Consider the following 14221-nt stretch of genomic DNA (forward strand, 5'->3'; position numbering starts at 1 on the left):
TTGTAATTGCACCGACCTTTGCTGTAGAAGTAACGCCTATGGTGGTTACTTTCTCCCCTGATAGTCGTTCAAGTAACGCTTCTAGCTTGGTTCACAATCAGTTACCAAGAGACATTGCTTTTGATATACAAATTTACGAAATTGACTTTTCTCAAGGCACGCCTAAATTAATTTCTTTAGATGACTCTCCATTGTGGGTTTTTCCTCCATCGCTATTTTTGCAACCAGGGCAAAGCCAGCAGTTGCAATTTAGATGGTTAGATAAAAAACTTCCTAGTACAGATAAAAGCTATCAAGTTAGTTTGATTGAGCAGCCCATTGCAAAGCAGTCTATAAATAAACAGTCACAACTTACGATGCTGTTAAATGTAAATTTAATTGTTCATTTGGATCAACCTCGATTAGTTCCTAAACTGACTATAAAAGAACCTCATGTTGAGGATGGCTTTATCGTCACTGAAGTATTAAATGAAGGAAAAGGGGCAGGACGATTAAGTGATTATGAAATAAAAATCACTAAAAATAAAACCCTGAGCGATCGAATTTTAAAAGATCAATTAAAAGCAAACGGATACGATGTTTTTTTTGCTCCTCATAGCACCAGTGTCATAAAAGTCCCTATGCCACAATCTTTACAGGAAGGAAGTTTAAATCATCTACGTTTAGTGCTGGCTCGCTAGTTATGCGAGTTTTATTATGCATATTTTTATTGAGCTTTACTCAATTATGTTATTCAAAAATTAACCCGTCTAAAAGAACCATCGAACTCAGCGTTGAAGCAGAACTGAATAAAAATGCTATTGGTAAATTAACTCTTGCAGTTGACCCAAATGATAATTTATCACTTAAATGGAGTGAAATTAAAGTTTCATTCGAACGACTTTTATTTTCAGAAGATTTTGATTCTTTAGAGTTTAAAGTTAATAATAATGTTATTGATACAAAAGCATTAGAGTCATTTGGATATAATATTTCATTCGATATGAGTGATTTTAGCTTAGAAATATCAGTACCTCTTAGACTGACTCGCCCTCAACAGCTAAGTTTAAAATCTGATTCAAGGAATTTAACAGCATCGGAACCCGCTAAACTAAGTGGATTTGTTAATGCTTATTCAAGTTATTTTTATCAGCAAGATAAAGGCGAGGACACAACAGATGAGCTCTTAGCTATTCGCTCTGAAATGGTAGTGAGCTGGGAAGGGTGGGTTTTAGAAAACGAAGTGGAGTATTTATCTGAAGTGACTCCTACTTCATCAAATATTAGGCGCTTAGGTACTCGTATAATACATGACCTACCGCTTAGTGGGTTACGTATATCAGTCGGTGATAATTATAGTTCAGGTAGTTATTTTCAATCAACAGCACGGGTACTCGGTTTGTCGCTTTCACATGATTTTTCGCTAGTTTCTGACAGACCTATCAGACCCAGTGCTTCTCGTAGCTTTACCTTAGAGAGTCCATCCTCTGTAGAGGTGTTAGTTGGCGAACGTATAGTACAAAAACTTAATTTAGCCGCAGGTATATATTCTCTTGATGATATTCCCCTTAATGAAGGAAGCAATAATATTACTCTGAGGATCACTGATATAGCAGGAGTTGTGCGTTTTGTTGATTTTTACGTAACGACAGGTTTAGATCTTTTTGCTCAAGGGCAACTTGAATATGAGTTTCATTTAGGCGTTCCTTCACGCTTAGGTAGTGAGCTAGATTATGATTACGACGAGCCACTAGCCAGCTTTTATCTTGATTATGGCATTACACCTAGCTGGACAGCGGGTGCGGCAGTACAGGGTGATGAGTATTCTCAGCAGGTTGGTTTTAAAAATATTTATGCAGCTAAAATTGGACAGATTGCGTTTGAAAATGCGATAAGTTTCAATGAAAAAACAGGCCATGCTTATCGCATTGTTTATAGTAACTATAGAAATCATAGTGATAATAACACTGACATAACGGTGGGTTATGAATACTCATCAAGATATTTTACAGGACTTGGTTATCGGCCTGATTCTCAATCTAGTTCTCGTTTAAGAGAGCATTATATTCAGGCTAATTATAGTTTTTTTTGGGGCGATAATACGCAAACATCTTTTTTTACAAGCTTATCAAGGTCATATGATGAAGCTCAATTTGATAAATCAATTGGGGTTAGTCTTTCTGGTGAGATCGATAATAGCCAATGGAGATATAGTTTAGGTGGGCAGTGGGAGGGTCTCGCTGAAGAAAGTCAATGGGATGTAAGGTTGTCTGTCACTTATAAGTTTTCTAATACTCGACGGGCTAAATTATCTCATCAATCTAGGCGTGACAAAACACGTTTAGAATTCTCTCAAGATAGTAATCAGCGCTATGTTGGAGCTTTGAACATAAGAGCTGGGCTTGAAAAAAATGATCAAAATGAAGCTATTTTTGATTTAAATACTCAATATAACGCGAATCGTTTTGTTATGAACTTTGATCATGGGAGTTTTTACGAGCAATTTAATGAGGACTCAGCTTACCATCAGAGCCGATTAAGCTTGGCGTCAAGTATAGCATTTGCAGATAAGAGTTGGGCTGTTGGGAAACCCATATACGATAGCTTCGCTTTAGTAAAACCTCACTCTAGCCTTAAAGGAAAAAAAGTTATATTGGGGCAATATGAAGATGAATATAGGGCCGATAATGAAGACTTCGAGACTATTTTATTGAACGATATAAGTTCATACGCCTCAACCAACGTTGCAGTCGATATTGATAACTTAGCGCCAGGGTATGATATAGGTTCTGGTATTATTACTCTTTATTCACCTTATCGAACGGGTCATGCAATTACAATAGGGACTGCCGCTAACATATCAGTCATTGCAACGCTGTACGACCAACAAAAAAAGCCACTATCGTTACAGGTTGGAACGGCTATTTGTTTAGATAATAGTAGTAAGAAAGAGCATACATTTTTTACGAATAAAAAAGGACGATTTGCATTAACAGGTTTAACCGCCTGTAATTATGAAATTACACTTAAGAATGCAGAAAAGTCACATTTTACGATTGAAGTATCTGAAGGTGAACAATTACAGCGCAAAGGAGCTATTTATGTACAATAAAAAAGTAAGTTTATTATTGGGTGGTTTAGCACTATTTATTTTTACGCCTTTAATTCATGCGCAATGTGCTGCTAGGTTCGATAAGGTTGAACATATTTATGATGATTTTGAAAGCTACCATGCCTTACAGCAAGTAGACTCTAAGAAAGAGCTACGTATAAGCGTTATTAATGATAAGAGTTGTCAATTACAGCTCCTGATTACAAGTGAGAACCAAGCTCAGTTAAAAGGGCAATTTCAAAGTGTTCCGTACCAAATGCAAAGTATACAGAGTCAGTTAGTTAGCACATCAACTTTAAAGTTGAGCTTTACTAATTCTTCGACGATATTGTCATTACTAATACCATCAGGAACGCCGATTAAAGCTGGTGTCTATACAGATAGACTCCAAATGAAATTATACGATCAGGGGAGCAAGTTGTTAGATGAACGAGAATATAGCATTCAAGAAAATATTGTGCCTAGAACAAGTCTTTCTGTACTTGGGTATAATACATTTTCAAATACTATTAATTTGGGAGAGCTAATACCGGGTAAGGAATACACTATGTTACCTAGTTTACAAGTTGTTACTAATTCAGATATTCAATTATCTGTAAGTTCAGATAATAATGGTAAATTAATACACAGTCTCTATAGAGATAAATATGCAATTAATTACAGTCTAGATCTGGCTGGAAGATGGCTTGAACTAAATAACGTATCACAACATAAATTCTCATATTCAGGACAAACCGTTTATTTGTTACCTTTGAAAATTCAACTAAATGATTTTGAAAGGCAAGCTGCCGGTGAATATTCTGACATAATAAGGTTTCAAATAAGTCCGCTTAATTATTAACCTTATTTAAGTTTTTTTGGCACCAAAGTAATGCTTGTTGTTTATTTTTCACAGCAATCTTTTGATACACTTTATGTAAATGGACGCGAACAGTAGCCTCACTGATAAATAGGGTGTCTGCAATTGCACTTGAATGTAAGCCAGAAAATAATAAGTTTAATACTTTCATTTCCTTGCAGGTTAAGTTGTTTGATTGCAGAGTAGTTTGTTGTTCACTCGCTAGCATTTGCCTCATCCAATCATCGGTTACTGCACGAGGGAACCATAACTTTCCTTGTTCAATGGCTTCTAATCCTTGTTGAAGTAGTACTTCGTCAGTGCCTTCGTAAAACAATCCTTTTAAATTTGGCCACTCTTTTAATGCTAGTACATCGCAGTCTTTTGGGACATCAAAAATTACCAGTCCTTGGTGACCATTTTTTAGCATGAATTGATTAATAAGTTCATAATTGGTAATGACGTTTAAAGCTTGATAATTAACAAGTAAAACGTTGAAGTCAGCTGCAACACAAAAAAGTGAAGTGTAATTTGGATTTGTGAAGCATTTGAGGCTTTTATCAGCTGTGTTTTCAATATTCATAATATTCTATCCATAGACTACATTTTAGTACTATATTCTTATTTTTAGTTAATTTCAATGATAGGAGAATGTGTTGTAGCTCTTTTTTTATACACTAAAGTACATGTGTAAAGTACGTTTTATGTGCTTTTTAAAATTGTATTTATGCGGTTTTTTTTTTTAAAACAGCTTTTTAGTGAGGTTGATATTAATGTTCTTTATTTATGATAATCCATCTAAAGCTAACAATGCTTAAGTCGCCTTTATTCTTTATACATTTATTTAAATAATTTATACATTTCTTCACAATTCTGTCATATAATGCCCATCCAGAGGAAAGATGCATTACGCATCTTTTTTTATGCCTGAAATTTATACTCTTAAGTATAAATGCATAACTAAATCACACGGTATCCTTTGGAGAATATTTTGAAATTACGTAACCTCTCACAATTAAGTCTAGCAATTTTTGCTGCACTCACTAGCTCTGTAAACGCCGAAGAAACTAAAACAACAGCTAAACAAGATGCTTTTGAAAAGATAGAAGTCACAGCTCGTAAACGTACAGAAAGCCTGTTTGAATCTCCAACCGCTATCACTTCAATTGGGGCTAACCTAATTGATAAAGCTAATATGAGTAACCTAGAAGATATTGGTAAATATGTTCCAAATTTAAATATTACCCGCTATGGCGTGGGCAATTCTGCGCATGCGTCTGTATTTATCCGCGGTATAGGTTTGCAAGATCACATAATAACTACCGATCCGGGTGTGGGTGTGTATCTTGATGGTGTGTACTTAGGTCGTCAAATGGGTTCTAACTTATCATTACCTAATGTTGAGCGTGTTGAAGTGCTTCGTGGCCCACAAGGTACTTTATATGGCCGTAATACATTAGGGGGCGCTGTAAATGTAATTACAAAGCAACCTGGTGATGAAGGTATTGTTACTACTGCAGCTAAGCTGGGAAGCCGAGGACGTATTGCCGGTGATGTTTATTTTAATAACTCACTAACAGATGATGTAAGTATGTCTGCAAGTGCATCGTACAAAACACGTGATGGTGTGGGCGAAGCTGTTAATTTAGCAAACCCAGAAAAAGAAATTGGTGAAGAAGAAGAATTTAGTGGTCGTGTTGCACTTAAATGGCAAGCAAATACCGACTTAGCATTCACTTTTTCTTTAGATGGTGTTGATAACGAATCTGGCCAATCGCCTTATACTATTGAATTGACAGACCCACTAGACTCAAATGATGTTTTTAATGGCGACTTCCCATTATTGACTCAAGATTTAATTCCATCAGACCCTGATGATTTAGGCACAACTGTTGCGGGTATTGAATCTACCTCTTACTCAGGTTGGGGCACATCGTTTTCAGCCGACTGGGCAATTAACGATACTTATACCACTAAGTTTATCTCAAGCTACCGTACATCTGAGTATGAAGGTGGCCTAGATGATGATGCATCACCTTTAAACTTGTCTGAGTTTCCAGAGGAGGGCGGTGCTGATCAGTACTCATTTGAAGTTCAGCTAAATGCAACATTCGATAATATGGACTTTGTATCTGGTCTTTACTTTTTTAATGAAGATGGCTTTACACGTTCAGGCCCGTTTGTATTTAGCCCATTTAATACACCTAATGGCTTGTTGAATGATGGTGTAACAGAATCATTTGGCGGTTACGGCGAATTTGAAATTAACCAAGAAACTAATTCGTATGCAGCATATATAAATGCCAGCTACGATTTAACTGACGATTTAACGGTTGGTGGTGGCCTTCGTTATTCAAAAGATAAGAAAGATGCAAATGCTATATTCCCATCATTTCCAACTCGTAAATATGTAAGTGCAGATTTTGATGCAGTTACATGGGATGTAAATGCATCTTATCAGCTTAGCAATAATATGAATGTTTATGGCCAGATTCAAAAAGGCTATCAAACAGGTGGTTTTCCACCGCGTCCATTTGGTGGACCAGATCAATTTGTATCGTTTGACGAAACAAAAGCGATTAACTACGAAATGGGCTTAAAAGGCCAAGTACACGAAAATGTATCTATGATGCTTGCGGTATTTGTGACTGATTACACCGATTTAGCATTACCGTTTTCAGATCCAACAGCGGGTGGTGGCTTTGTAACAATTGTAGAAAATGCGGGTCAATCTAAAGCGCAAGGTATTGAGCTTGAAACAACTGTTGCTATTACCGATGACTTTACTATTCGTAGTGCAGTTGGTTATTTAGATTCTGAAATAACAGAAGTGGCTGAGGGCGTACAAGGCATAGGTAAAGGCGATTCACCAGCACTGACGCCACGCTGGACTGTCATGGTTGCACCTTCTTACTTTATGGATTTAGAGAGTGGCGCAACACTTGCGTTTAATGCTAATTATTCGTATCGCAGTGAAATGCAAGGTCAATCAGTTTACAACCAAAGTGAGACCATTGATTCTCGTGAACTAGTTGGTTTTAATATTTCGTACACTAATCCATATGGCGATATGGAAGTTACACTGTATGGTGAAAACGTTCTAAACGAAGTTTACGATGTTGGTCGCCTACAACAATCAGGTTTTGTTGGTGTAATGCGTAGTAATGACCGCAGTGAATTTGGTTTGAAATTCAAAAAAGATTTTGAGCTATAAACTAAAATCAAGTAAATAAAATTCAATGTAATTGACGTTTATTTTTCATAACAAAGGCCGAATCATGCTGTGATTCGGCCTTTATATATTCAATAGTAAAATTATTATCCACATAATTTAAATCCCTAATTTAAATTGCTGATTTAAAACAATCAACATAACCACTTTTAAGTATTTGTATCAGCTAAAATGCGCCTTTTTAGTTTGTGTAAAGGCTTGGTTGTTCGTTACAATGGCGCCACTTAATTGCCAAACGGACTCAGTGATGAAAATTCTTGCCGATCAAAATATGCCTTTAGTTGAGCAGTACTTTGCAGACTTTGGTGAGGTTGAGCGTTTTGATGGTCGTAAATTAACGCCTGAACAATTAATAAATGTAGATGTACTCCTTACTCGTTCAGTGACTAATGTTAATCATGAACTATTGGCACAAGCTAACAAGCTGAGCTTTGTGGGCACTGCGACAATTGGCATTGACCATATTGATACGCAATTACTACATGAAAGAAATATTGCTTTTACTAGTGCTCCTGGTTGTAATGCCGTTGCTGTAGCTGAATATGTAATTAGTAGTTTATTTGCATTAAGCCAAGAAAATGCGCGCCCATTGTGTGGTCAAACAATTGGTATTGTAGGAATGGGTAACATTGGCACGTGTTTGTCGCAAAAATTAAAAGCATTAAATGTCGACGTACTGTTATGCGATCCAATTAAGCACGAACAGGGCTTATTACAAGAGCATGTAGCGCTTGATGAGTTATTAGCGCAATCAGATGTTGTTACTTTTCATATTCCACTTATTAAAAGTGGCGAGCACAAAACGCTGCACATGATGGGTAAAGAGCGATTACAAGCACTTAAGCCTGGAACCACGCTAATTAATGCAAGCCGAGGCGACGTAATTGATAACCAAGCATTGCTTGAGGTAATGGAAGCTGGGGCTGATTTAGATATAGTACTTGATGTATGGGAAAAAGAGCCCAATATTCTAACTGAACTACTAGAGCATGTGCGTTATGCCAGTGTGCATATCGCAGGGCATACACTTGAGGGGAAAGCACGAGGTACACAAATGTTGTATCAAAAATTGTGTGACCTAAAAGGTGTAGAGGTGAGTAAATCGTTGGATGATTTTTTACCAATACCTGCTATTACAAATGCAACTGTTACGCAAAGCCTAAGCGAGCAAGATATTGCCCGTTTGGTGCATTTAATTTATGACGTACGCCGCGATGACGGAATTTTACTTCGTCATTTAGAAGGTGAGGGCTTTGATAGTTTACGTAAAAACTATCCGGTAAGGCGAGAATTTAGCACCTTATTCCTACAAGGTGAGAGCCCACAACTAGCAGCACTTAGTCAACTTGGCTTTAGCATAGCTAAATAATTATTTAACTAACGATGTTGTTTTAATGTCGTTTATAGAGGAAGAAATATGTCGCAAAAATATAACGTTGCCGTACTTGGCGCTACTGGTTTAGTAGGCCGTCAAATCATTGAAACGCTAGCAGATCGTAAGTTTCCTGTAGATCAGCTTTTTTTACTTGCGAGCAGCCGCAGCGCAGGTGAAGACATAAAGTTTCGTGGTGAGACCATTGAAGTACTTGACGTTGAAGGCTTTGATTTTAGCCAAGCGCATATAGGTTTGTTTTCTGCTGGTGGTAGTGTATCTGAAAAATATGCTCCTATTGCTGCTGATGCCGGCTGTATTGTAATCGATAATACATCGCACTTTAGAAATGATTTTGAAATCCCACTAGTGGTGCCAGAAGTTAATGCTTCAAGCCTAGCTGATTTTAGGAATCGTAATATTATTGCTAACCCTAACTGTTCAACTATTCAGATGATGTTAGCACTTAAACCAATTTATGATGCTTACGGAATAGACCGTATTAACGTATCTACTTACCAAGCTGTATCGGGCGCAGGTAAAGAAGCGGTTGATGAACTTGCAAAGCAAACAGCTAACTTGATGAATGCACGGCCTATGGATAATAAAGTATTTCCAAAGCAAATTGCATTTAACGTTATTCCTCAAATTGATAGCTTTGAGGATAATGGCTATACACGCGAAGAAATGAAAATGGTAAATGAAACTCATAAAATTTTGGGTGATACCACTATTGCAGTAAATCCTACATGTGTACGTGTTCCCGTGTTTTTTGGTCACTCAGAATCAATTAATATTGAAACGCGCATGCCTTATGACTTTGAACACGTTAAGCAACTTTTAAAAGACGCGCCTGGTGTCGAGCTAATTGATGATGAAGGTGATTACCCTACAGCAGTGTCTGACGCTAGTGGTAACGATACTGTTTATATAGGCCGATTACGTGCTGATATTTCTCATCCTCATGGATTAAACATGTGGGTTGTAAGTGATAACACTCGCAAAGGTGCTGCAACTAACAGTATTCAAATTGCAGAAGAGCTTATTGCTAATTACATGTAATAGTTAATAGCGCTAAACACACATTCGAAGCGGTAAACATTATTTGTTTGCCGCTTTTTATTTATAGAGCTTGTCAATTTTTTGCCGTTTATTTTTAAAAGTATAAAAACTGATTGATAACACTCAATAAATTAATATTTATAAAGATGTTTTAAGGCATTTATTTTCAAGGTGTTGCGATGGATATTAAGCCTTAACTGGTTTATAGTTTGTAATTGGAATAGAGCTTGCAATAAAAATAGATTGTAATAATAAATGCGAGTCAGTCATTTGGCTGATAACAGCAATAATCAACAATATTTATGCACTTAAGCTTTAAGTGTTTTGTTAATATTTAAATATTAAAGGATCAGCATGCGCGGTTTAGTTACACTTATTATATTAGCGTCTGCATTGATAGTAACGCCAGTTTACTCTCAAGACAGTACCCAATTAAAGGGGCCTAAAGGCGTTGACTATGGTGCGCAAGGGCGATCTATTGGGCCAATTAAACCAACAGACACACTTTGGCGTATAGCGGCTAAAGTGCGCCCAGATAACTCCGTCAGCATTTATCAAGTTATGCAGGCCTTGTATAACAAAAACCCCAACTCATTTTTAGAACAAAATCTTAATCATATTCAAAATGGTGCCTATTTAAAAATCCCTACTTTAGCCGAAATAAAAGGTGTAAATACACAGCTTGCAAAACAACGCTCAGAGCAAGATGATGCATTATGGGAAAAGAAAAAAAATGGCACACTTACGCAAAGCGAAATTACCTCAGCACAAACAAAAGTAACCCAAGCTCGTAAAGTCGACGTAGACGATGCCAAAAAAGAGATACAGAAAGAATTAAATGAAATAAAAACAGAGCAAAGTACTAAGCTGGTTGAGTTACAACAACAATTTAAAAATTCTGTAAGCAATGTAGAAGAAATTTTAGTTGAGAATAATAATCTTAAAAAACAATTATCAGGTATTTCAAACGAACTCGAAAACTTACGCTTACAGTTAGGACAAGACAGTGAAATTCAAAATCAATTAAAAGAACTAATTGTTAAGCAAAACGAGATTATTGCACAGCAAAAAAAACAAGAGATAGTACCAAAAGAATCGTTTGATTTAAGCTCATTATTTTCAAATCCGATAGTGCTGGGTTTATTAATGTTTATTCCTGGTCTACTGATTATTTTTGCAATTGTTATGTTTTTACGCAAACGAGCAAGTAATCAAGAAGAGCCACAAAACGATGATGACTTTTTACCACAAACCCCAATTTACACTGGCGATGATGATTTAGGCCCAAGTTTAAATGACGATCCAATTGTACCCGACCCTTTAGATGACTTGAGTGTTCAACTTGATGATAATCTCGAAAATGATATGTTGCCTGATGATGATTTAGATGACGGCCTAGATGATTTTTCAGGTGGTGAGAATTTACTCGATCAGGATGAGCTTGAAAGTCTACTAAGTGATGACATTGTTTTTGATGATGAAAATACCGATGACGATGATGAACTCGATATTTTTATGCAGCAAGGGTTTGATCAACCTTCAGATGAAAACGCTGAAGATATTGATTTAGACTTATCTGATGACTCAATAAACAATGATGAAATTCTAACTAATGACGATTTAGATAGCTTGTTTGATGAAGACGATAGTCTACCTGAGTTTGATGCACCGCAAACAAGCGAAGCTGTAGAGGATGATAGCTTAGAGTCTCATGATGAAATGGCGGCTTTAAGTGAGGAGCTTGCAGATGATGATAATTTTGATATAGATGAATTATTAGATCAAACATCAACAGAATTAGATACCTCAAGTAACACTTCAGCTGAACTTGATACAAGCGACGACTTTGATTTAGACGATATAGATAGCTTAATTGATGAAGCGAATGACCCAAAAAGTGATGTGGTAGATGACTCAATTGATGCAGAGTTACTCGACGAAGATGAACTTCTAGAAGAAAGCGACGATTTTGATTTAGATGACATAGATAGCTTAATTGATGAAGCAGCGGTTGACACTGCAGATGATTCATTAGTTGAGGAAAGCGACGATTTTGATTTAGATGACATAGATAGCTTAATTGATGAAGCAGCGGTTGACACTGCAGATGATTCATTAGTTGAGGAAAGTGATGACTTTGATTTAGACGACATAGATAACCTAATTGATGAGGCAGCAGTTGATACTGCAAATGATTCATTAGTTGAGGAAAGTGACGACTTTGATTTAGACGACATAGATAGCTTAATTGATGAGGCAGCGGTTGATACTGCAAATGATTCATTAGTTGAGGAAAGTGATGACTTTGATTTAGACGACATAGATAACCTAATTGATGAGGCAGCAGTTGATACTGCAAATGATTCATTAGTTGAGGAAAGTGACGACTTTGATTTAGACGACATAGATAGCTTAATTGATGAGGCAGCGGTTGATACTGCAGATAAATCATTAGTTGAGGAAAGTGACGACTTTGATTTAGACGACATAGATAACCTAATTGATGATGAACTAAAAAATTCAGATGTAAGAGATTCAGAAATTGATAATGCATTAGCAGACTCAGTTGAGGATTTAGCAGATGCTCAAGAAGAATTAAATGTTGATGATATTGAGTCGCTTGCTTCATCATTAAATGAAGAGCCAGAGCTTGAAGAAGAGCCTGAACTTGCAGAAGAGCTAGAGCTTGCAGAAGAGCCAGAGCTAGTAGAAAAGCCAGAGCTAGTAGAAAAGCCAGAGCTAGTAAAAGAGCCTGAGCTTTACGATGAGCCTAAGCTTGAAGAAGAGCCTGAGCTTGAAAAAGAGCCGGAGCTTGAAGAAGAGCCGGAGCTTGAAGAAGAGCCTAAGCTTTACGATGAGCCAGAGCTTGAAGAAGAGCCAGAGCTTGAAGAAGAACCAGAGCTTGTAGAAGAGCCAGAGTTTGCAGAAGAGCCCGAGCTTGAAGAAGAGCCAGAGTTTGCAGAAGAGCCCGAGCTTTACGATGAGCCAGAGCTTGAAGAAGAGCCTGAGCTTTTAGAAGAGCCAGAACTTATAGATGCAACGGTTGATGATTTTTCAGACACATCAGAGTCGCTTCTTGATCCTGACGATGCACTTGAAGAATATACAGATGATACTTTAAAGAGCGTTGATGAGCTTTTAAGTGAGCTACAACAGGCCACTGATGACGACTATATAGAAACACCTGATTGGTCTTTAGATGAGCTTGATGATGATCTTGAAGAAATAGAAGTTGATCTTGGTGACGATCCGCTAGTGGGCGACGATGACTCAGATCTTACTGAAATTGAAGAGCAGCTTGATAGCGAGCTTGTAACGCCAAGTGAAGAGTTGGATGAATATCCTGAACTTGAATTAGACGATGATCAATCATTATTAGAGAATGAGCCTTCGTTTGAGCCGCAAGAGCTTAAAGGAGATGTATCGAGTGATGAAAATGCAGTAGCACTTAGTCAAACAGAGAAAGATCTCGCAAATGCGCTTATGGCAGATGTTGATTTAGATAGTTTAGAAGATGATTTTGATGATGAACTATTAATTGATAATGACTTCTCTGAATTAGAAACTGAAACGGAGATTGAAGATGAGTCGCTTGATGATGATTTACTTCAAGAAATTAATAATGAGGTTGATTCTGTTGAACCACCAAGTATTGAAGATGACATCAAACCTCTTAACCTTGATGAAGTTCAAGAAACATTAGAAAGTGAGTTGCCATTTACCCCTGAAGAATTACAAGGGGATGATTTAGATGGTGAGGCACCGGGAGTCGCTTCCAGCCAAGCTGAGCAAGATTTAGCAAACGCACTTATGGCAGATGCTGATTTAGATAGTTTAGAAAATGATTTTGATGATGAGATTTTAATTGAAAATGATTTTTCTGAATTAGATGCTGAATTTGACGAAGATAGTTTAGAGCAAGCGCTAACTGATGAGTTATCAGACGAATCGCAAGAGCAAACAAATGCAGAGCGCGAAGTACAGTTAACAAGCTTAGATGAAGTGGGTAGCACTGATATTAGCTCTGACGACGAACTTGATGAAGAGTTTATGTCGAATTTGACGCAAACTGATTTTGATTCATTACTTAGTGAGTTAGCAGAGCCTGAAGACTTAAGTGTTGATGACAGCAGTGAATTTGATGTTGACTTTGACAGCTTGCTAAAAGAAGACTTAGAGACAGATGATTCATTAACTACAAAAGAGTCACTTGTTGAAGGTAGTGATGTTGAGCAACTTGATAATGACGAATTTGTAGATATTGATTCATTATTAGAAGAAAGTGACGACGCTGAACTTGAACACGAACCTTACACCGACGTTAATATGGATGTCGGTTTGAGTGAGTTTGATGCATTACTTGCAGGTGATAACCCAACGGATGTTGATGCTGAAAGTGGTGGCTACTCAGCTAAACTTGATTTAGCGCGTGCTTATATTGAAATTGATGATTTTGATTCTGCGCTTAAAGTTATTGAGGATGTCATTAACAAAGGTCCTGAAGAAGTTCAAGAGGAAGCACTTAGCTTAAAAGCTAAACTAAAATAATTAAAATGTTTATAAGAACCCGTATCTAGCTTAGCTAAATACGGTTTTTTTTATGTGTATTGGTTTGATTACGACAGG

General features: G+C 37.0%; 8 protein-coding genes. 7 read left to right on the forward strand and 1 reads right to left on the reverse strand.

From position 1 onward, the window contains the following. The first annotated feature begins 38 nt into the window (after window positions 1-38). The 3 genes from I6E85_RS16410 to I6E85_RS16420 are packed head-to-tail and all read left to right on the forward strand — an operon-like array spanning window position 39 to window position 3932. Window positions 39-680: a hypothetical protein gene (locus tag I6E85_RS16410; RefSeq protein ID WP_148664645.1), complete on the forward strand. Its 642-nt coding sequence runs from the start codon at window positions 39-41 to the stop codon at window positions 678-680. A 2-nt stretch (window positions 681-682) separates the two neighbouring features. Next, window positions 683-3091 carry a fimbrial biogenesis outer membrane usher protein gene (locus I6E85_RS16415; RefSeq protein WP_197237149.1) on the forward strand — a complete coding sequence of 803 codons (2409 nt, stop codon included), beginning with the start codon at window positions 683-685 and terminating at the stop codon, window positions 3089-3091. Next, the gene (locus tag I6E85_RS16420; RefSeq protein ID WP_197237150.1) at window positions 3081-3932 is read left to right on the forward strand and encodes a hypothetical protein; all 852 of its coding nucleotides are present in this window, start codon (window positions 3081-3083) and stop codon (window positions 3930-3932) included. Before I6E85_RS16415 ends, I6E85_RS16420 begins: the two co-directional genes overlap by 11 nt. On the opposite strand, the gene I6E85_RS16425 is transcribed toward I6E85_RS16420, so the two are convergent. Continuing rightward, on the reverse strand, window positions 3922-4512 hold the full coding sequence (locus I6E85_RS16425) for a LuxR C-terminal-related transcriptional regulator (protein ID WP_024590969.1): 591 nt from the start codon (window positions 4510-4512) through the stop codon (window positions 3922-3924). The genes I6E85_RS16420 and I6E85_RS16425 overlap by 11 nt on opposite strands. Window positions 4513-4920: 408 nt before the next feature. Between I6E85_RS16425 and I6E85_RS16430 the strand changes: the two genes are divergently transcribed. The 4 genes from I6E85_RS16430 to I6E85_RS16445 all read left to right on the forward strand — a co-directional run bounded on the left by I6E85_RS16430 (window position 4921) and on the right by I6E85_RS16445 (window position 14143). Then, window positions 4921-7143: a TonB-dependent receptor gene (locus I6E85_RS16430; RefSeq protein WP_197237151.1), complete on the forward strand. Its 2223-nt coding sequence runs from the start codon at window positions 4921-4923 to the stop codon at window positions 7141-7143. Between the two features lie 265 nt (window positions 7144-7408). After that, complete coding sequence (locus I6E85_RS16435; RefSeq protein WP_024590971.1) at window positions 7409-8530, forward strand: 4-phosphoerythronate dehydrogenase; 1122 nt, start codon at window positions 7409-7411, stop codon at window positions 8528-8530. 48 nt (window positions 8531-8578) lie between these two features. Then, a complete protein-coding gene (locus I6E85_RS16440; RefSeq protein ID WP_007586655.1) occupies window positions 8579-9595 on the forward strand; it encodes an aspartate-semialdehyde dehydrogenase in 1017 nt (338 codons plus the stop codon). 354 nt (window positions 9596-9949) lie between these two features. Further along, a complete protein-coding gene (locus I6E85_RS16445; RefSeq protein ID WP_197237152.1) occupies window positions 9950-14143 on the forward strand; it encodes a FimV/HubP family polar landmark protein in 4194 nt (1397 codons plus the stop codon). Window positions 14144-14221: the final 78 nt, after the last annotated feature.

Source organism: Pseudoalteromonas sp. NZS71, assembly GCF_015864715.1.
In the GTDB taxonomy this organism is placed as follows: Bacteria; Pseudomonadota; Gammaproteobacteria; order Enterobacterales; family Alteromonadaceae; genus Pseudoalteromonas; species Pseudoalteromonas arctica.